20 protein-coding genes are annotated in these 17,181 nt (G+C 62.8%); 18 read left to right on the top strand and 2 right to left on the bottom strand.

Going from position 1 to position 17,181, the window contains the following annotated elements:
• Window positions 1-31: 31 nt before the first annotated feature.
• Both QUG03_RS00935 and QUG03_RS00940 read right to left on the bottom strand, forming a co-directional pair.
• On the bottom strand, window positions 32-616 hold the full coding sequence (locus QUG03_RS00935; RefSeq protein ID WP_500819168.1) for an SIS domain-containing protein: 585 nt from the start codon (window positions 614-616) through the stop codon (window positions 32-34).
• Between the two features lie 61 nt (window positions 617-677).
• Window positions 678-1,397 (bottom strand): S24 family peptidase, encoded by a 720-nt coding sequence (locus QUG03_RS00940; RefSeq protein WP_053077522.1) that lies wholly within the window; start codon window positions 1,395-1,397, stop codon window positions 678-680.
• A gap of 329 nt (window positions 1,398-1,726) precedes the next feature.
• Here QUG03_RS00940 and QUG03_RS00945 point away from each other — a divergent pair, with 329 nt between their 5' ends.
• The 18 genes from QUG03_RS00945 to QUG03_RS01030 all read left to right on the top strand — a co-directional run bounded on the left by QUG03_RS00945 (window position 1,727) and on the right by QUG03_RS01030 (window position 17,165).
• On the top strand, window positions 1,727-2,140 hold the full coding sequence (locus QUG03_RS00945; protein WP_048415913.1) for a Mor transcription activator family protein: 414 nt from the start codon (window positions 1,727-1,729) through the stop codon (window positions 2,138-2,140).
• Window positions 2,141-2,277: 137 nt separating this feature from the next.
• Complete coding sequence (locus tag QUG03_RS00950; protein ID WP_107801257.1) at window positions 2,278-2,700, top strand: M15 family metallopeptidase; 423 nt, start codon at window positions 2,278-2,280, stop codon at window positions 2,698-2,700.
• Window positions 2,697-2,921 carry a hypothetical protein gene (locus QUG03_RS00955; protein ID WP_227105798.1) on the top strand — a complete coding sequence of 75 codons (225 nt, stop codon included), beginning with the start codon at window positions 2,697-2,699 and terminating at the stop codon, window positions 2,919-2,921. Before QUG03_RS00950 ends, QUG03_RS00955 begins: the two co-directional genes overlap by 4 nt.
• Entirely contained in the window at window positions 2,921-3,499 is a 579-nt protein-coding gene (locus QUG03_RS00960) for a hypothetical protein (RefSeq protein ID WP_500819169.1), read from the top strand. The genes QUG03_RS00955 and QUG03_RS00960 overlap by 1 nt, the downstream gene beginning before the upstream one ends.
• The gene (locus QUG03_RS00965) at window positions 3,496-3,693 is read left to right on the top strand and encodes a TraR/DksA family transcriptional regulator (protein ID WP_043589247.1); all 198 of its coding nucleotides are present in this window, start codon (window positions 3,496-3,498) and stop codon (window positions 3,691-3,693) included. The genes QUG03_RS00960 and QUG03_RS00965 overlap by 4 nt, the downstream gene beginning before the upstream one ends.
• A gap of 14 nt (window positions 3,694-3,707) precedes the next feature.
• Window positions 3,708-3,923, top strand: a complete 216-nt coding sequence (locus QUG03_RS00970) for a hypothetical protein (RefSeq protein ID WP_019102036.1) — start codon at window positions 3,708-3,710, stop codon at window positions 3,921-3,923.
• 158 nt (window positions 3,924-4,081) lie between these two features.
• Window positions 4,082-5,329, top strand: coding sequence for a tail fiber protein (locus QUG03_RS00975; RefSeq protein ID WP_107801255.1), 1,248 nt, complete (start codon window positions 4,082-4,084; stop codon window positions 5,327-5,329).
• Window positions 5,330-5,445: 116 nt separating this feature from the next.
• A complete protein-coding gene (locus QUG03_RS00980) occupies window positions 5,446-6,144 on the top strand; it encodes a DUF1834 family protein (protein WP_500819170.1) in 699 nt (232 codons plus the stop codon).
• 75 nt (window positions 6,145-6,219) lie between these two features.
• Window positions 6,220-7,641 carry a phage tail sheath C-terminal domain-containing protein gene (locus QUG03_RS00985; RefSeq protein ID WP_227105788.1) on the top strand — a complete coding sequence of 474 codons (1,422 nt, stop codon included), beginning with the start codon at window positions 6,220-6,222 and terminating at the stop codon, window positions 7,639-7,641.
• Window positions 7,642-7,937: 296 nt separating this feature from the next.
• Window positions 7,938-8,312, top strand: coding sequence for a hypothetical protein (locus QUG03_RS00990; protein ID WP_019104097.1), 375 nt, complete (start codon window positions 7,938-7,940; stop codon window positions 8,310-8,312).
• 236 nt (window positions 8,313-8,548) lie between these two features.
• Complete coding sequence (locus tag QUG03_RS00995) at window positions 8,549-10,411, top strand: hypothetical protein (protein ID WP_500819171.1); 1,863 nt, start codon at window positions 8,549-8,551, stop codon at window positions 10,409-10,411.
• Entirely contained in the window at window positions 10,411-11,718 is a 1,308-nt protein-coding gene (locus tag QUG03_RS01000) for a DNA circularization protein (protein WP_081549105.1), read from the top strand. Before QUG03_RS00995 ends, QUG03_RS01000 begins: the two co-directional genes overlap by 1 nt.
• A complete protein-coding gene (locus QUG03_RS01005) occupies window positions 11,702-12,760 on the top strand; it encodes a phage baseplate assembly protein (RefSeq protein ID WP_253315721.1) in 1,059 nt (352 codons plus the stop codon). The genes QUG03_RS01000 and QUG03_RS01005 overlap by 17 nt, the downstream gene beginning before the upstream one ends.
• A 20-nt stretch (window positions 12,761-12,780) precedes the next feature.
• Window positions 12,781-13,380, top strand: coding sequence for a phage baseplate assembly protein V (locus tag QUG03_RS01010; protein WP_500819172.1), 600 nt, complete (start codon window positions 12,781-12,783; stop codon window positions 13,378-13,380).
• Window positions 13,381-13,486: 106 nt separating this feature from the next.
• Complete coding sequence (locus QUG03_RS01015) at window positions 13,487-13,837, top strand: phage GP46 family protein (RefSeq protein WP_107801249.1); 351 nt, start codon at window positions 13,487-13,489, stop codon at window positions 13,835-13,837.
• Window positions 13,837-14,901, top strand: a complete 1,065-nt coding sequence (locus tag QUG03_RS01020) for a baseplate J/gp47 family protein (RefSeq protein WP_488876724.1) — start codon at window positions 13,837-13,839, stop codon at window positions 14,899-14,901. The genes QUG03_RS01015 and QUG03_RS01020 overlap by 1 nt, the downstream gene beginning before the upstream one ends.
• The gene (locus tag QUG03_RS01025; RefSeq protein ID WP_253315718.1) at window positions 14,898-15,476 is read left to right on the top strand and encodes a YmfQ family protein; all 579 of its coding nucleotides are present in this window, start codon (window positions 14,898-14,900) and stop codon (window positions 15,474-15,476) included. Before QUG03_RS01020 ends, QUG03_RS01025 begins: the two co-directional genes overlap by 4 nt.
• Before the next feature lie 282 nt (window positions 15,477-15,758).
• A complete protein-coding gene (locus QUG03_RS01030) occupies window positions 15,759-17,165 on the top strand; it encodes a hypothetical protein (protein WP_500819173.1) in 1,407 nt (468 codons plus the stop codon).
• The last annotated feature ends 16 nt before the right edge of the window (window positions 17,166-17,181 follow it).

Below are 17,181 nucleotides of genomic sequence, written 5' to 3' on the forward strand. Positions count from 1 at the left end.
CACAATGGCAAGCGTGACCAAGCGGGGAAACTCAATAGTTTTCCGGGCAGAAGTGGCGTTCCACCAGTTCGATCAGGATGTGCAGCACCTTGATGTGCAACTCCTGCACTCGGTCCGCGAACTGACCGCCGGGCGTGTTGACGTAGACGTCGGCCAGCGGCTCCAGCCGAGTGCCGGCGCGGCCGGTGAGGATAATCACCTTGACGCCCATTTCACGGGCCACTTGCGCGGCGTTGATTATGGTCTGGCTATTGCCGCTGGTGCTGATGCCGATCAGCACGTCGCCGGCGCGGGCGTGGCTTTCCAGATAACGCGAAAACACGAACTCGTAACCGTAGTCGTTGGCCACGCAAGTCATGTGGCTGGGATCGGAAATGGCGACGGCGGCCATGCCGCGGCGGTTTTTGCGGTAGCGGCCGGTCAGCTCTTCGGCGAAATGCATGGCGTCGCACATCGAACCGCCGTTGCCGCAGGAAAAGACGCGCCCACCGTTTGTCAGGCTGGCGATCAGGGTTTGCGCCGCCGCGTCGATGCTGGCCAGCGCTTCCGGGTTGGCCAGCAGATTGGCCAAGGCGGTTTGCGCCTCGTTCAGGCTGGCTTCGATGTGTTGAATCATGGTGGTGTCTCGTTTCATGCGGTGCGGCAAAACAACAGTTTACACCCGCGTCGGGTCCGGGTCAGCCGATCTGGCGGCCAAACCAGACCACGCGGCCGATGACTTCGAATTCGCCTGTATTGCGTTGCAGGTCCACGGTAAAGGTTTCGTACAAGGGATTGGCGCTGCGCACCTGCACCGCGCCGCCGGGCAAACGCTGCAACTGCTTGACGAAGATGTCTTCGCCCATGCGGATCACGTACAGACCCTCGCCGGGCGAGTGTTCCGCGGTGTTGACCAGGATGGTGTCGCGGTCCTCCAGCACGCCGCTCATGCTGTCGCCCTTGACGCTGATCACCGCCAGGTCCCGGGCGGACGCGTTCAGATGGTTCTTGATCCAGTATTTTCGGAACGCCATATAGAACATCGGCGCTTCATCGCTGGCATTGGAACCGAAGCCGGCCGAGGCCTTCAGGTTATAGCGCGGGATGAAACAGAACTCTTCATGGACGTTGTCGGGTACAAAACAGTCCGAATCGCGTTCTAGTCTGATCGAAGCGCCCAGCGGCGGCGCCGACTCGTACTGCGGCCCGCTGCCGTGCAGCAGCCATTCCAGCCTGCAGCCGCTGGCCTCCGCGATCTTGCTGGCTGTGGCCGCGCGCGGCACCCCGCCGTGATACCACATATTGGTGAACGAACCTTTGTTGATTCCAATGCGGGTGGCCCAGGCGTAGGGCTTTTCCGCGCCTATCAGCAACTCCAGCCGTTGCTTGAAGTCACTTTGTTCCAAGTTTTTTTCCATATAGAACTCCATTTGGCGTGCGAGGCCGGCGCCACGGCTCGGTCAAATGACCTGCACTAAAGGACAGGTAGTGACATCGTACTAATTGATCGGTTTTACGTTTTGAACTAAAATAGCACTTATGAATCTGAGGCAAGTTCAAAACAAGTCGGCGCAAGGCAAGGTCCTTGTGTGAGCCAGCGCATGAATGGCTGTATTCGATAGAATTCATGGGCTTGCCAGTGTTTAGAACGACAGTTCTAAATGCAAACTGCGTACATGGCCTTGATTAATTATAACTCATTTAGAACTTATCGTCTTTGTTCCGTGATTACAAGGAGATTTCCGCGATGACCGTAGCCAATATCGCCCCGGCCCTGCCCGAAACCATGCGCCTGGTGGCGGAACTGATCGGTTTGCCGCGCACCTTGCAATTGGTGCAGGCGCTGGGCGGCACTACCTTGCCCATCTCCAAAAACCAAAGCAAGGCGGGGCAACTGCGCTTCGCCGCGCTGGTGGAGGTGATAGGCGAAGACGCCGCAGCCAGCCTGACTCATCATTTTGGCGGCGACATCCTGTACGTGCCGCGCTGCAGCCAGGCCTTGCGCTTGGCGCGCAATCAACAATTGCTGAGCGACTTCGACCAACTGCTGGACCAGGGACTGGGCGCCAACGAGGCGGTCAGCGTGCTGGCCATCCGTTTCCAACTGAGCGACCGCATGGTGTGGCGCGTGCTGAAAACGCCCAGCCAAGATCTGCACTAAGGCGATACGCCGCTTCCCCCTCTCTTCCGATTTCTCCTGTTTGTTTCAAGCCGGTTCCGTCCGCCTGGCAGGGCTGCGCGCGCGCCGCGCATGACGGCCGGCCAATGAGCCACGTTTCGTCAACAAAAGGAGTCTTCATGGCCAGCAGAGCTATTTCCGACCTGCACCCGCAGTTGCAACCCCTGGCCGAAGCGTTTGTGCGGCGCTGCCGCGACGCCGGCGTGGAGGCCTTGATCACCTGCACCTGGCGTTCCGGAGCGGAACAAGACGCCTTGTACGCGCAGGGCCGCAGCCGGCCCGGGCTCAAGGTGACCAACGCCCGCGCGGGCCAGTCCGCGCACAACGCCATGCTGCACGGCAGCCCGGCGGCGCGCGCCTTCGACGTGGTGCCGCTGATCGGCGGCAAGCCGGTCTGGGACGCCCACCATCCGCACTGGCAGCTGATGGGCGAGATCGGCGCCGCGCTAGGCCTGAATTGGTATGGCCGACCGGACGCGCCGTTCCGCGAGTTTCCCCACTTTGAGTTGAATCCGACCGACCTCGACAAGGAGAAAAAATGATGCGTCTGTCCGACTTGCTGACCCGGCCCGGCGGCCGCCGGCTGAGCCATTCCCGGCTGTGGGCGAACATCGCCTGCGCGGCGGCCACGCTCTTGTTCGTGGTGGAAGGGCTGCGCGGCACCCTGGGCGCGGATATCTGGCTGATTTATCTCGGCATCGTCGGCGGCTACTCCGCCGGTTTGCGGCTGATCGCCGCCTGGCGCGATCGAGGCGGGCGCTGATGGGGCCGGGCTTCGCATGGCTGAAATTGGGGGGCTGGCTGCTGCCGCCCTTGCTGGCGGCGGGCCTGGCCTACCCGCTGGGGCTGCGTCACGGCGCGGAGAACTGGCGCGCGCGCTTGGCCGAACAGCGGGCGGCGGATCAAGGCCGCCAGGCCGCGGAAGCGGAGCGCGCTCAATTGCAACTGCAGGCGGCCTTGCAGCAGCAGCAACGTCTGCGCGAACTGCTGGGCAGGCAGGAGGCGCGCTTGTTGAGTCAGCAACAGGATCTGCAGCAGCGGCTGCGAGACCAGAAACAAAGGATCGAATATGTCGTGCAACAGGATGGCGGCCGCTATGGCGGCCTTGGCCCTGACAGCCTGCGCCTCTACTGGCAAGTCCTCGGCTACTCCGCCGCCGCAGTGCCCGCAACCGACTCCGTATCTATTGCAAATCCCCATCAAGCCGCCTCCGCCGGCGCCGGGCTACCGGCAGCAGACCTCCTGGCCCACGCCGCCGATTACGGCGCCTGGTGCCAGCAGCTGGAACAAAGGCTGACGGCGCTCGGCGGGCTGTTTACTTCCGAAGGACCACAACCATGAGCGACTTTTTCGATCGGGCCAGCGAGCTGGAAACCGAGTTCCGCGAGCAAGCGATTGCCCGCCATTACCAGCAGTTCGACCAGACAGGCTACAGCCACTGCGAGGATTGCGGCGACCCCATTCCGTCCGCGCGACGGGCGATCATGCCCAGCTGCACCCGCTGCGTGATTTGCCAACAACTGGCCGAAGGCTGAAAGGCGGGTTTCACGTGGAACATGACAATCTGATGGCCCTGGGCCGCATAGAAGGCAAGCTGGACATGATCGTGGCCCACCTCGCCAAACAAGACAAAAAACTGGAAGAGCTGGACAGCCGCCTGCGCGACGTCGAAGTCCAGGCCGCGCGCAGCGGCGCCTTGTCCGGCGCGGTGTCCGCGCTGGCGGTGACGCTGCTGGGCGAGTTCCTTAAGCGCTTGATCCACTGAGCGCGCAAACAGCTTTGGCGCAAATGCCGCGCGTGCATTTCTACACCGGTTCCAAGTTATTTTCCTCCCCCCGCCCACGCGCTGCGGATCGGTAACAGCGTCCAAGGCGCGACGCCGATTCTGCCTCGTATTCAATCAACCCAGAGAAGGAGAGCCAGATGTCGAACACGACTGTCTGCATCAAGCCGCAATTCCAGGTCAATGTCCTGGGGCAAGCGGAAACCAATCCCGTACGTATCGAAATGAATCAGTGCTGCTGCGACGACGGCGCAAACTCGGGCGCTTCGGTTCCGAGCGGCGCCATCCAGTATTTCGCCCGCAAGGAAGCGCCGGCGGGCTGGATCAAGGCGGATGGCTCGCTGGTGTCCAAACAGCAATATGCCTCTTTGTACCAGGCTATTGGCGATATGTTCGCCAACAAGGAAATGGACACGGACATCCAGGCGCTGCTCAAGTTTGACGATCGCAACAAATTGATCGATCTGATCAGCGGCAAAGAGGCGGTGCTGGTGGGCACCGCGAACCTGAGCTCCGAGCAAAGCAAATTCGGCAAAACCAGTTTGCAGACCAAGGCCAAGGGCCATTACGCCCGCTTCACCGTGCAAAGCAAGTTCAACCCGGACGCGTTCACGATTGAAGGCTGGCATTACCCGATGTTCACCGGTCATCCCAACTGGATTTTCGGCATGAACGCTTCGGCGCCCTGGGGCGAGATCGGTCTCGGCATCCATTCGCAGACCAAGGCGCCGATGGTTTGGTTGGCCGGTCCCGGTTCCGGTTTTATCTGCGAAGGCGTACAGGGCCAGGCCAATGCGTTTCCTGAGGCCCGCTGGTATCACATCGCGTTGTGTTACGACGGCGCGACCTATCGCCTGTTTGTCGACGGCAAGCTGGCGTGGAGCCTGAAGACTGAGCTGAAAGTCAATATTCCGGACAACACCATTGTGTTCTCGGTGGATGGCCACGACCCGATTTACGCCGACTCCGCCGGCGGCTACTTCCAGGATTGGATGATTTCCAAGAAGTGCCGCTACCAGGCCGAGTTCACTCCGCCGGGTGAACAAACCGGCTCGTCCCGTCCGGAAAACACCGAGCTGTTTCAATTGCCCGATCTGCGGGGCGAATTCATCCGTGGTTGGGACGATGGACGTAAGGTTGATGCAGGTCGGGTATTAGGTTCGGCGCAAGCATCGACGCAAGCACTAGTGGACGACGATGTTGCTCTGGCGGTTGGAGTCATCGATCGCAAGAGCAATAACTTGCTTGAGTTGGGGTATGAGCCGGCGACTTCCTCATCCGTTCAAGTTCACAAGCTCACTCCTAGTGGCCAAGCGGTGGGCGACGCCCAATCGCTCCGATCCATCCGTCCTCGCAACCTCGCCCTGTTGGCCTGCATCAAGGCCTGATCCACCTCGGCCGCGCCCGCGGCCGCAAGCCCCCACTGACATCGCTCAGCTAAGCCCAAAACCGCGGGCGCGAGACAATAGCCGTATCGATAAACCGCTGAATCATTGAGGAAATCATGTCCCAGCTGATCCAACTGCAAGACGCCATCGCCGACCGCCTGCGCCAAGGCCTGGGCCGCATGGTGCGCGAAGTGGCGGCCGATCTGGACGAAACCGGCCTCTGCGGGCTGGATCTGGCGCAAGGCCGTTACCAAAGCCGGCTGACGCCGGCGGCGGGCAGCCCGGGTCTGAATCCGCAGGCGCTGGCGCGCCTGCCGGCGTTGTGGACCGTGGCCGGCGGCGTTATCGCCTGCCAGCCTTCGGCCAGCCAACGCCAGCGCTACAAGGCGCAGGCCCGCTTCACCGTCATCGTCGGCGACCGCCTGCAGGCGGATCGCGGCTACGCCGGCGCCGGCGTCTGGCAGCTGGTTTACGCGGTGCGTCGCTTGCTGGCGGCCCAGGATTTCGGCCTGGCGGTGTCGCCGCTGATTCCCGAGCAAGTGCGACCGCTGGCTCAGGCGCAGCGGGACGGCGAGCCCTGGAGCCTGGTGGCTTGCGATTTCGCCACCCACTGGCTGGACGAGGCGCTGGACAACGGCCACTGGCCGTCGCCGCAAGGCGAGACGGATCCGGACCAGCTGTTCGCCCGCTTCGGCGGCAGGCTGGAAGGCCCCGCCGCCGAATGGCGCAGCACCCGGCTGGACTACAGCCTGGACGGTAAAACGGCCGTCAAGGCCCAGGATGTCGTGCTGCAGCCCAAGTCGCCCGCCGTTTGATTTTTCGCAGTATCCCGCCGCGCTGTCCGGCGCGGCGACTTTCCCCCAACCGCATCAATCAGGAGCCCATACTTTATGGCCAGCCCCAACATCAGCTTCGACCAGATTCCGGCGTCCATCCGCAAGCCGGGCAAATACTTCGAGTTCAACACCAAGCTGGCGGTGCGCACCCTGCCGGGCAATCCGCAGCGCGTGCTGGTGATCGGCCAGCGTTTCGCCGACTCCGCTCAGCCGGCTCTGGCCGCGCTGGACGTGTTCAGCGACGAGCAGGCCGCCCAGGCTTTCGGCCGCGGCTCCTACGCCCATCTGCTGGCCCGCGCCGCCATCAACGCCAATCCCTATCTGCAACTCAGCGTGATCGCGGTTGACGACGCGGACAGCGCCGCCGCCGCCGTCGGCACCTTCACCTTCACCGGCCCGGCCACCGGCGCCGGCGTGGCCAGCCTGTTCATCGGCGGCCGCCGCATCGACGTGGCCGTGGCCGCAGGCGACGACGCCGCCAAGATCGCCGCCGCCGCCAAGGCCGCCGTCGACAAGTTGGCGGATCTGCCGGTGACCGCCGCCGCCGCCAAGGAAGTGCTGACCCTGACCGCGCGCCATAAGGGCGCGGCCGGCAACGCCGTCGCCTTGAAAGCGCAGGAACAGATCGCCGGCCTCGGCATCACCGTGGGCGCGATGAAGGGCGGCGCCGCCGATCCGGACATCGCTCCGGCGCTGGCGGCCGTGGTCAGCGGCGGCCACCACATCGTGGTCAACCCCTTCAACAACGACACCGCCTTCACCGCGCTGCGCACCCATCTGGACTTCGTGTCCGGTCCGATGGAGCAACGCGGCGCCATCGGCGTGGTCGGCGCCGTCGGCGCGCTGTCGGAAGTCAGCGCCGTCGCCTCCAAACTGGCCAGCGGCCGCGTCAGCGCCGCCTGGTATCGCGGCTCCGCCAAGCTGCCGGGCGAACTGGCCGCCGCTTACGCCGCGGTGATCGCCAGCGAGGAAGATCCGGCCCGTCCGCTCAACACCCTGGAGCTCAAAGGCCTGGATGTGGTGGAACTAGCCGCCCGCACCAGCCGCACCGAGCAGGAAAACGCCCTCTACAACGGCGTGACCCCGCTGGAAGTGGGCCCGGGCGAACGCGTGCAGATCGTGCGCTCCATCAGCACCTACACCAAGGACGCGCAGGGCGTGGACGACGTGTCGCTGCTGGATCTGACCACCATCCGCACCCTGGACTACGTGCGCCGCGCCTGCCGCGAGCGCGTGGCGCTGCGCTTCCCGCGCGAAAAACTGTCCGATCGCACCCCGTCCAAGGTCCGATCCGAGCTGCTGGACGTGCTCTACAAGCTGGAAGAGCTGGAAATCATCGAGGCGGTGGAGGCCAACAAGGACGGCCTGATCGTTGAGCGCGACGCGCAAGACGTGAACCGTCTGGACGCCAAGATCCCGGTGGACGTGGTCAACGGCCTGCACGTGTTCGCCGGCCGCATCGATCTGCTGCTGTAAGAACGTGTTTACGGTCTCGCGAGCTAAGGCGAGACAAGGCGTTGCGGCTGAGAAAGCGGAGTGTACGCGTGGTACATGAGCATTTCGAAGCGGGTTTCAACGCCGTATCGCCGACGCGCAGCAGATCGTAAACAGGCTCTAAGCGGCGCTGGGTAAACACGCGGGGTGCCGCGGCGCGCCGTCTTGCTCCCGCGCGCTTACCCGGGCGGACCTAGTTTTCCCCCGTTAACGCTTGATCCGGCGGCCCGCCGTCAAACCGGCCGGGCCGCCCACATGAAACCGAAAAGGACATTCACATGGCTTTGAAAGAATACGCAGGTTCGATCGTACTGGAAGTCAACGGCCAGGAAATCGACGTCATCGATCTGAACGTCAGCAGCAAGACCGGCCGCAAGCTGGTGAAAACCATGAACAGCAGCGGCCGCGCCCGCGGCTTCGCGCGCGGCATCTCGGAATACGAGCTGTCCGTCACCGTCTCCATCCCGCTGTCCGGCGAGCTGGACTGGGAAGCGATCGAAGGCGCCAAGCTCACCGAATTCCCGGTGGCGCCGGGCGGCAAGCGCACCAGCTACCTGGACTGCTTCACGCTGGAAGTGGGCGAGAAATACGGCGTGGAAAGCGAAGCGCGCCGCGATATCAAGCTGCTGTCGCTGCGTAAAGTTCAGGAGTGAGTTCAAGCTTATTTAATCGGCTGATTAAATAATGAACGGCTGGATGTGGAGCGTTGGTTAACAGGAAGCATCTGGCCGTCTTCTCATATATTCCCGCCTTGTCGCCTCAGAAAATCATATGAGCGAATACGCAGTTTTAAGCTGCGGTAAAACATCAGTGCATTTTGACAGATATAGAGTCTTATCTGATGAGTAGTTGATTTCACGGGGCGGTGAAGTATTGACCTGGAGCAGTTATGCTTAAATTAAGCCCGGAGCAGTTGAAGAAGCTAGAAGAAATGGCCGCCAGGAAAAGAGGGAATTATGCGGATATTTACTCTTTTCTGAAGGGTGCGGTTGCAGAAAAGATGAAGCAAGAAGCGCATCAAAGCGCAGTGCTGCCGCATGAAAAAGCCAAGGCAATCAAGCGTTCGCAGGAGCTGGATGGGCTGTATCTATGGCTGTCCGTGGCGGAGTCGACCAATGGCGGGACTGGCGATGTTTATGACTCTTTTCTCCGTGCATCAACCAAGAATTTAATGAAGAAGCATGGGGAAAAGCCATATTCCGATGCGATTTACAATCAGGCCTCAAATAAGCTTGCCAAAGAAATGATCCCCCAGATCCTCAAGGATCAGGGGATGGATATCAAAAAAATAGTGCAAGCGGACGCCAAAAATTTTACCGAGGCTTTTGACTTGCCGGAAGGCAGCTGGCCTGGAACCGCTTTCGATACCTTTGCTTTGGGCGGAGACCATGTATCCCTGCCCAAGGATGGCAAGATCGGCCTTGCCGACACATTGTTGAATGCAGCCGAAAGCTCGATGGATGTGGTTGGCAGCAAAGTCAGCGAAATAACCGACCCACTCGAAAATAAAATAACAGGATCGCTCGCGGACACGGGGCTGGGACTGTACGAAAAACTATTTGGCGACAAGAAAAATCAGGAGCCTGCACGGCCGAAAAAACAAGCGCCCAAAAAACTTCCCAGCCCAGCCAAGACTCTTGAGGACCTGCCCGAAGGGCAGAAGAAAATCAAGCTGGAGCAATTAAGAAAGAAGGTGGCCAGCAAGCAGGCGATTCCCGATGCCGCGACATTGGCGGCATCAATTTTGGGGAAAGAGGCGGTGCCGGGTGCATTGGCAAAATTAATTCCCAAGCTTCCCGACATGATGCCTGGTGCGGCAATGGCCTTGAGCGCAACAAACGATGTTATCGCGTTTGGCGACCATGTCATTAATGGCCGATTCCATGAGGCAATGACCGAGGGTCTTGGAGTTGCGGCTTCAATGAGTGTCGGGGGTAAAGCTGGAAAACTGGTGAAAGGCGCTGCTGCGCAACGCGCGGCGGAAGCCATTGTGGGCAAGGCTGCGGGGGATAGTGTCAAATTGTTCGCCCAAGGCATGACCGGCGGAGATTATGTTAATAAGTGGGGACCCCCTCGCACGCTGCCTAATGATGTCGATTTGAAAAAAACCTTAGTGGATAAAAACGGCCAAGCCTATTCCGCGGTGGATATCGATGGTACGGGAGTATTCTCTTGGTTTGCGCATAATGATCGTAGCGATTTGATGGGCGCGAGATATACGGAAGTCATGACTGGAGAGAAAATAGCCGAGCTGAACAGAAATTATATTAAGTCCGTTGAAAAAGAATATGCGGCAAGGGCAAAGCTGGAAAAGCAGGAACAGCGAAAGGCTGTCAATTTGACTCCAAAAACCAGCGCGCAGACCACGCCTAAAGAGGCTGCGAAAAAAGCGGCGACGGATAAGCCGCGTACCACGCCCAAAAATGCGCAGCCAGCGCAAAAGCCAACCAAGAAAACGGCGGCTGCGGCAGGCATGGCGCAGCCTGGGGCAGAGGATGCCCTGTCTACTCCTGTCGCGATGGCCGCATTGGCTTCACCATCTCCGGCGCTCTCCAATACCGGCATGCTCGACGGTCCAAGCGCTAATGCTTCAAACGAGCAGTTGCTGATGGTCATGTCGCAGATCCAGGCCAGCTTGAGCCAGTTGGTCAGCCATCTAGCGCAGCCCACCAATATCACCGTCGACGTCCAAAACGGCAATATCGTCGCCGCCGTCAACACCGCCAATAGCCAACAACAAAGGAGAAGCTGATGTTCAATCTCAGTCTGTTTGCCGGTTCCGCCGCCGGCGCGCTGGTGGACGCCAGTTTCCGCGGGGTGCGCTTCGAATGCCTGCGCAGCGTGGACAGCGCCCAGCGCGACCAGGCGATGCACGAATACCCCTATCTGGACGGTGCCGACGTAGAAGACCTGGGCCGCAAGGCGCGCAAGGTTTCGCTCAGCGTCTTCTTCTGGGGCCGCGATTATCAGCAGCGGCTGCGCGACTTCGTCGCCGCGCTGGACCAGGCCGGTCCGGGCGAGTTGATCCACCCGGTATTCGGCAGCATGCCCAAGGCGCAACTGCTGGATTACCAGATCAGTCACGAGGCCGACGCGCCGGATTCCTGCACCGTGGAAGTGAACTGGGTGGAGGCCACGCCGGGCAATCCCTTTTTCGCCAGCCAGCAGCCCTTGCAGCAGGTGGAGGCCATCAGCGCTTTGGCGGCCAAGGCGCGCAGCCTGGGCGGCGAGGCCTTCGCCAAGGCTCAGGGCCTGCTGCAAAACGCCAATACCGCGCTGACCCGGCTGGGCGCGCTGCGCGTGCGCTTGAGCGATACCGTGCGGCAGCTTGCCGGCATGGCGCAGCAAGGCATTGCCCAGGTGGTGGACTTGCTGGCCTATCCGCAAGCCTTCATCGGCCAGGTGACGTCCTTGGTGGACGAGGTCGCCAACTGGCGTTTTGGCGTCAAGCTGGAAATCTGGCCGGGCCTGAAGTGGGAGGCGGAAGCGAAGCTGCCGCAGGCCACTCTGGCCGATTGGAACGCGATGAAGGACAGGCTCAACGGCGTGTCCAAGAAAATCGGCCGCGCGTCGGACAGCTTGAGCCAGGCCGGCAAGGCGCTGGAGGTCTGGACCGAGGACGAGATCCGCATCGACGCCTTGCTCAAGTTGACCGTGTCCACCTCGATGGCGAACGCCGCCGCCGATCTGTTCCGCTCGGAAGCCGCGCAGCCGACATTGACGCCGCCGGCGCTGGAGCAAGTGGCCGGCGACGTGCGCGCCACCTTGCAGCAGACCATAGAGCAATGGCGCAAGGCGCTGCCGGGCGAGGACGCGCGCCAAGTGATTGAAAGCCTGCGCGATCTGGGCCTGCAGGTGCAACGCAGCGCCGCCGGCCTGGTGGCCGCCAAGCCGCCCTTGATTACCCGCAAGGTGGAATCCGCCGCCAATCTGCGTCAGCTGGCCCATCTGTGGTACGGCGACAGCGGCCGCGCCGCCGAACTGCTGCGCCTGAATCCGCAGCTGGCGCATCCCAACCATCTGCAAGCAGGAGAGCTGATCCATGGTTACGCCCGCTAAAAGCGCCTCGGCCAAGAATGAAGTCAGCCTGGAGATCGCCGGCAAGGCTCATCGTTACTGGACCCAGTACAGCATCGACTCCGATCTGACCGTGGCCGCCGACGCCTGGCAGGTGTCGCTGGGCCTGCCCGGCGGCGAGGTGCCGCCGGCGGTGGAGCCGGGCGCCGAGGTCAAGGTACTGGTGGGCGCGGACGTGGTGCTGCAGGGGCGGGTGGACGACATCAGTCACAGCATAGGCGCCGGCAGCCACCAGCTGACGCTGTCGGGCCGGGATCTGGCCGGCATGTTGCTGGACTGCAGCGCGCCGCTGCTCACCGGCAAGGGCATGACGCTGAGCGACGTGCTGGAGAACGTGATCAAGCCGCTGGGCGTCAGCCGGGTGCGCGTGGACGCCAAGGGCAAGGGCCAGATCGAGAAAATCAGCGTGGACCCGGGCAACAGCGCCTGGGACGTGCTCACCCGCGCCGCCGCGGCCAATGGCCTGGCCGCCTGGTTCGATCCGGACGGCACCCTGGTGGTGGGCGGACCGGACTACAGCGCGCCGGCCAAGGCCAAGCTGATCCTGCGCCGCGACGGCAAGGGCAACAATGTGCTCAGCCTGGCGGAAACCCGTTCCCACGCGCCGCGCTACTCGCAGCTGACCCTGCTGGGCCAGGGCCATCGTCAAGCCTTGACCCCAGGCAGACACGATCTCAAGCACCAGTCCGCGGACCCGGATGTTCGGTATCACAAACCGCGCATCGTGGTGGAGCCGGACGCCGCCAACCCGGCGGAACTGGCGGCGCGCGCGGACAAGATGCTGGCCGACGCGCGGCTGGCCGGCTACACCCTTAGCGCCACCGTGGCCGGACATCGCAACAGCGCCGGCGAACTGTGGACCCCCGGCCAGCGCATCCAGGTGGAAAGCGAGCCGCACGGCATCAAGGGCGGCACTTATTTCCTGATGGCGCGCACCTTCAGCGGCGGGCGCGGGCAGGGCAGCACTACCCGGCTGACGTTGAAAGAGGACGGCCGCTGGCTGCCGGTCATGCGCAAACGCTGAGACAAAGAAAGGTTGAAACGATGTGGAATGACGTAGACCAGAGAATTCGCCGCGCCTTCAGCAATGTGCGGCAGGGCTTTCGCGCGGTGCTGACCCGTGTGGATAGCGCCGGCGACGTGCAAACCGTGCAGGCCGACGCCTTGGCCGGCGAGCAATTGCAGGACGCCGAGCTGTTCCAGCATTACGGCTACAGCGCCAATCCGCCGCCGGGCAGCATGGCGGTGGTGCTGCCCTTGGGCGGGCGCAGCAGCCACGGCGTGGTGATCGCCACCGAGCACGGCAACTACCGGTTGAAGCAGCTCAAACCCGGCGAAGTGGCGCTGTACAGCGACGAAGGCAGCAAGATCGTGCTTAAACGCGGCCGCTTGATCGAGGTGGAGTGCGACACCTTCAGCCTGTGCTGCAAGAACTGGCAGGTCAACGCCAGCGAGCAGGCCAGCTTTACCACGCCCACGCTCAGCACCAGCGCGCAGCTGGTGGCGCAAGGTCAGATCAAAGGCAATGGCGGCATGGCCATTCAGGGCGGCGTCACCGTCAGCGGCGACGTGGTGGCCGGCGGCAAGAGCCTGGTGGGCCACCAACATAACGGCGTGCACGGTACGACCAGTCCACCGTTGTAAAACACGATTTTCACCAAGCGTGCTGTTGATATCGCTTGTTTGAATGTTCGCCGGCACTGACCCGCGTCCCTTATCCCCAACCCCTGCAAACCCGGAAAATAACGCCATGGACCCTCTATTGGACCCCATCACCGGCGATTACGCCGGCGGCACCACCGACACCCTGGCCAATGCCGTCTACCTGAGGCTGATGACCCCGCTGGGCGGCTGGTGGGCCGATCCCGAACTCGGCTCCCGCCTGCATCTATTGTCTCGCAGCAAGGACAGCAACCAGATCGACCTGCTGGCCTGCCAATACGCCGAACAAGCCTTGCAACCCTTGTTGCGCGACGGACGCGCCCGCCGCGTCGGCGTAGAGGCGCAACGCCCCGGCAGCGGCCGTTTGCTGCTGTTGGTCGAAGTGGAAGAGGCCGGCGGCCAGACCCGACATTTCCAACACCATGTGAGGATAGCCTGATGCCTTTGTCCACCCCGGATTTTGAAACCATACGCGGCGCGCTGCTGCGCGATCTGCAAAACCTGCGCGCCGACGCCGACGTCGGTCCCGACAGCGACTTTTACGTGCGCGCCAGCTCGGTCGCCAGCGCGGTGGAAGGCTTGTACCAGCATCAAAGCTGGATCGCCCGCCAGATCTTCCCGGACAGCGCCGACCGCGACTATCTGGAACAGCACGCCCGGGTGCGCGGCCTCAGCCGCAAGCCGCCGGTGGCGGCCAAAGGCCTGTTGCAACTGAGCGGCAATCCCGGCGCCGGCTTCGCCGCCGGTCTGAAAGTGCGCTTGGGCGAACAGCTCTACACCACTCAGGCCGGCGGCCAGCTGGATGTGGACGGCCAGGCCCGCGCGGCGGTGGCCGCCGATCTGCCCGGCCTGGCCGGCAATGTGCCGGCCGGCACGGTGGCGGAACTGATGGCCGCGCCCAGCGGCCTGGCCAGCCGCGTCAGCTTCGCCAGCATGGACGGCGGCGTGGACGAAGAGGACGACGCCGCCTTGTTGGCGCGGCTGCTGGAGCTGATCCGTCGTCCGCCGGCCGGCGGCAACCGCCATGATTACCGACGCTGGGCGCTGGAGGTGCCGGGTGTGTCCGCCGCCTATGTCTACCCGTTGCGCCGCGGCCTCGGCACCGTGGACGTGGTGATCACCGCCCAGGACAGCCTGCCCTCGGCCGACACCCTGGCCGCGGTGCAAGCCCATATCGAAGACCTGCGCCCGGTCACCGCCAAGAACTGCCTGGTGCTGGCGCCCACGCCGCGTCCGGTGGACATCGAGGTGGCGCTGACGGTGGACGGCACCACTGTGCAAGCCGTCACCGAGCCGCTGCGTCAGGTGCTGGCCGCCCATTTCTCCAGCCTGGCCCCCGGCAGCAAGCTGTACAAGAGCCGGCTGGAAGCCTTGATCTCCGACCTGCCCGGCGTGGTGGACCGTCAATTGCTGTCGCCCGCCGACAATATCGCGCCGGCGGTGAATGAGAAAACGGTGGAATGGCTGCGCCTGGGCAAACTCACGGTGAGGGGGATGCAATGAGCCCGCAAACCCCGCATAGCGAACTGCTGACGCGCTTGTTGCCGCCGGTCAGCTACAGTCCGGACGGACCGCGGCTGCAAGCCGAGCTGGGCAGCGAAGGCGCGGCGCTGGACCGGGTGCAGAACGGCGCCCGGCAGCTGGTGGGCGCCACCACGCCGCTGCTGGCCGAAGGCCTGCTGCCGGACTGGGAGCGCGTCTGCGGCCTGACCCCGCCGACGGACGCGCCCTACCAGCAGCGCCAGCAGGCGGTGTTGGCCAAGCTGGCGGAAACCGGCGGCCTGTCCATTCCTTACTTCACCCGGCTGGCGTCGGGCATGGGCTACCGTATCGCCATCAGCGAGCCGCAGCCGTTCCGCGCCGGTCTCAACCGCGCCGGCCAGCAGCTGTGGACGGCGGACATCCCCTGGGTGTGGCAAGTCACCGTGTTCGGCGCCAAGACCCGGCCGTACTTTTTCCGCGCCGGCCAGTCGCTGGCCGGGGAACGCCTGACCACCTTCGGCGATCCGCGACTGGAAGATCTGTTCAAGGATCTGAAGCCGGCCCACACCTACGTCTACTTCGCCTACCAGCCTTAAACCGCGCCTCACGCGGACCTTCCCGTCTTTTCTCCCTTCCCCTCACAGCCCCGCCCCGGCGGGCGGGAGCCTGTGCTCTTTCCCTTCCTTCAGGAGCGCTCCATGCAAGACCCCCAATCCACGGCAAACCCCGATCAAAACAAAGACCTTGCGGCCGACCCCGCGCCGGTTCCGGCGTCTTCGGTCTTCGATACGCAGCAGGAGGTTTGGGCGCGCCTAGGCAGCCAATCCCAGCAAACCCCGTCCCTATCCTGATTCATTCACTGTTTTTTGGAGAGACTGATGAAAGATGTCATCAAGCCGGTTCCCACGCCGGACACCCTGTTTCACGACGGCAACCCCAGCAGCGGCGAGCTGGGCACCATTGTCGGCGCCGACTGGCTGAACAACGTCCAGTCCGCGGTCATCGCCAGCCAAGAGGAGCTGTTGACCGTGGTCAAAAGCAGCGGCCAGAACGCGGACCCGGCGCGCAAAGACCAGTTGCTGCAGGCGGTGAAGCAGATCGCCTGGGGCGGCGCCAGCAAACCGACCACGCTGGCCGGCTACGGCATCACCGATGCGATGAAGACCGACGATTGGGGGATAAACGGCTACAAGGAGCTGCAAGTGGGCCCCGGCCGCGAGTTTGCCGACATTGCCAGCGCCTGGAACAGCCTCAACGGCAAAACCCTGAAGACCGATGTGCTGATCAAAGTGGACGATGGTCAATACACCGCCACCGGCATCTGGCTGGGCAACCAGCCTTTCGCCAGCCGCATCCGCATCCGCGGCAATATCGCCAACCCCTCGGCTTGTCAGATCCGCTTCATCGCCGACGCCAACAAGGTCAGCCACGGCGTGGTGTTCTCCAATGCCCGCGGCGTCGAATTTTCCGGTTTTCACTTGATCGGCGAAGCCACCGAAAACAACTGGACCCATCGTTGCCTGCATATCGGCGAAGGCTCCTGGGTTTGGGGCGCGGAAAGCTCTTTGATCCTGGAGGGCGCGAGCAATGGCCTGCAAGTGGAGCAAAACTCCCGCTTCAGCAACAGCAAGCTGAGGGTCAACAAGGTTAAAGAGTGGGGCGCCGCTGTCGGCGGCGGCTCCCACTGCGAGCTGCACAACTTGAACATTGTCGGGGAGGGTAAGAACTATCTGACCAAGGTGCCATTGCGCCTGGATATCAACGACCGCAGTACCAATCCGCAAGGGATAATATGCGCGGATACCAGCCGAGCTTGGGTAACCGAGGGGCGTATTACCGGGGTGCGAACTGGTTTTGCCTCCGCCCGCAACGCCTATCTCTGGTGCGATGGCAGCGTGGTGGAGCAATCGGGGGTCGGCTTCGAGGCGCATTCTGGCGCTGTGACATGGAATCATGGTTCCGGACCGGTGCCGTCTTTGCCGCAGGGGCGGCGCGGCAAGGCGCTCAATTGCGATACGGGTTTCCAAGCGGTTTGGGCTGGGGTGATTTACGCGCCGATGGCCATTGCGGAAAACTGCAACAATGGGTTCCGAGCGCTTTGCGGAACGACCATGGTAATTAATGGCGGTTGGGCAAAGAACTGCCAGGTGGGGTTTGAGACCTACAGCACCAGTTATTTGGAGGCCTACGACACCAAGGCCGCATCGACCGGTTGCCCGACGGTATATTCGCCGGCCACCAGCGGCGTGGCGGGCAATGCCAACAGCGTGCTCAGCTTCAGTTAAGTCGGCCAAGCGCACG

It is taken from the genome of Chromobacterium sp. CCUG 30098, from assembly GCF_059916605.1.

Coding starts and splice junctions, on each gene's coding strand:
- QUG03_RS00935 (WP_500819168.1), bottom strand. CDS start 616: ATGATTCAACACATCGAAGCCAGCCTGAACGAGGCGCAAACCGCCTTG.
- QUG03_RS00940 (WP_053077522.1), bottom strand. CDS start 1,397: ATGGAAAAAAACTTGGAACAAAGTGACTTCAAGCAACGGCTGGAGTTG.
- QUG03_RS00945 (WP_048415913.1), top strand. CDS start 1,727: ATGACCGTAGCCAATATCGCCCCGGCCCTGCCCGAAACCATGCGCCTG.
- QUG03_RS00950 (WP_107801257.1), top strand. CDS start 2,278: ATGGCCAGCAGAGCTATTTCCGACCTGCACCCGCAGTTGCAACCCCTG.
- QUG03_RS00955 (WP_227105798.1), top strand. CDS start 2,697: ATGATGCGTCTGTCCGACTTGCTGACCCGGCCCGGCGGCCGCCGGCTG.
- QUG03_RS00960 (WP_500819169.1), top strand. CDS start 2,921: ATGGGGCCGGGCTTCGCATGGCTGAAATTGGGGGGCTGGCTGCTGCCG.
- QUG03_RS00965 (WP_043589247.1), top strand. CDS start 3,496: ATGAGCGACTTTTTCGATCGGGCCAGCGAGCTGGAAACCGAGTTCCGC.
- QUG03_RS00975 (WP_107801255.1), top strand. CDS start 4,082: ATGTCGAACACGACTGTCTGCATCAAGCCGCAATTCCAGGTCAATGTC.
- QUG03_RS00980 (WP_500819170.1), top strand. CDS start 5,446: ATGTCCCAGCTGATCCAACTGCAAGACGCCATCGCCGACCGCCTGCGC.
- QUG03_RS00985 (WP_227105788.1), top strand. CDS start 6,220: ATGGCCAGCCCCAACATCAGCTTCGACCAGATTCCGGCGTCCATCCGC.
- QUG03_RS00990 (WP_019104097.1), top strand. CDS start 7,938: ATGGCTTTGAAAGAATACGCAGGTTCGATCGTACTGGAAGTCAACGGC.
- QUG03_RS00995 (WP_500819171.1), top strand. CDS start 8,549: ATGCTTAAATTAAGCCCGGAGCAGTTGAAGAAGCTAGAAGAAATGGCC.
- QUG03_RS01000 (WP_081549105.1), top strand. CDS start 10,411: ATGTTCAATCTCAGTCTGTTTGCCGGTTCCGCCGCCGGCGCGCTGGTG.
- QUG03_RS01005 (WP_253315721.1), top strand. CDS start 11,702: ATGGTTACGCCCGCTAAAAGCGCCTCGGCCAAGAATGAAGTCAGCCTG.
- QUG03_RS01010 (WP_500819172.1), top strand. CDS start 12,781: ATGTGGAATGACGTAGACCAGAGAATTCGCCGCGCCTTCAGCAATGTG.
- QUG03_RS01015 (WP_107801249.1), top strand. CDS start 13,487: ATGGACCCTCTATTGGACCCCATCACCGGCGATTACGCCGGCGGCACC.
- QUG03_RS01020 (WP_488876724.1), top strand. CDS start 13,837: ATGCCTTTGTCCACCCCGGATTTTGAAACCATACGCGGCGCGCTGCTG.
- QUG03_RS01025 (WP_253315718.1), top strand. CDS start 14,898: ATGAGCCCGCAAACCCCGCATAGCGAACTGCTGACGCGCTTGTTGCCG.
- QUG03_RS01030 (WP_500819173.1), top strand. CDS start 15,759: ATGAAAGATGTCATCAAGCCGGTTCCCACGCCGGACACCCTGTTTCAC.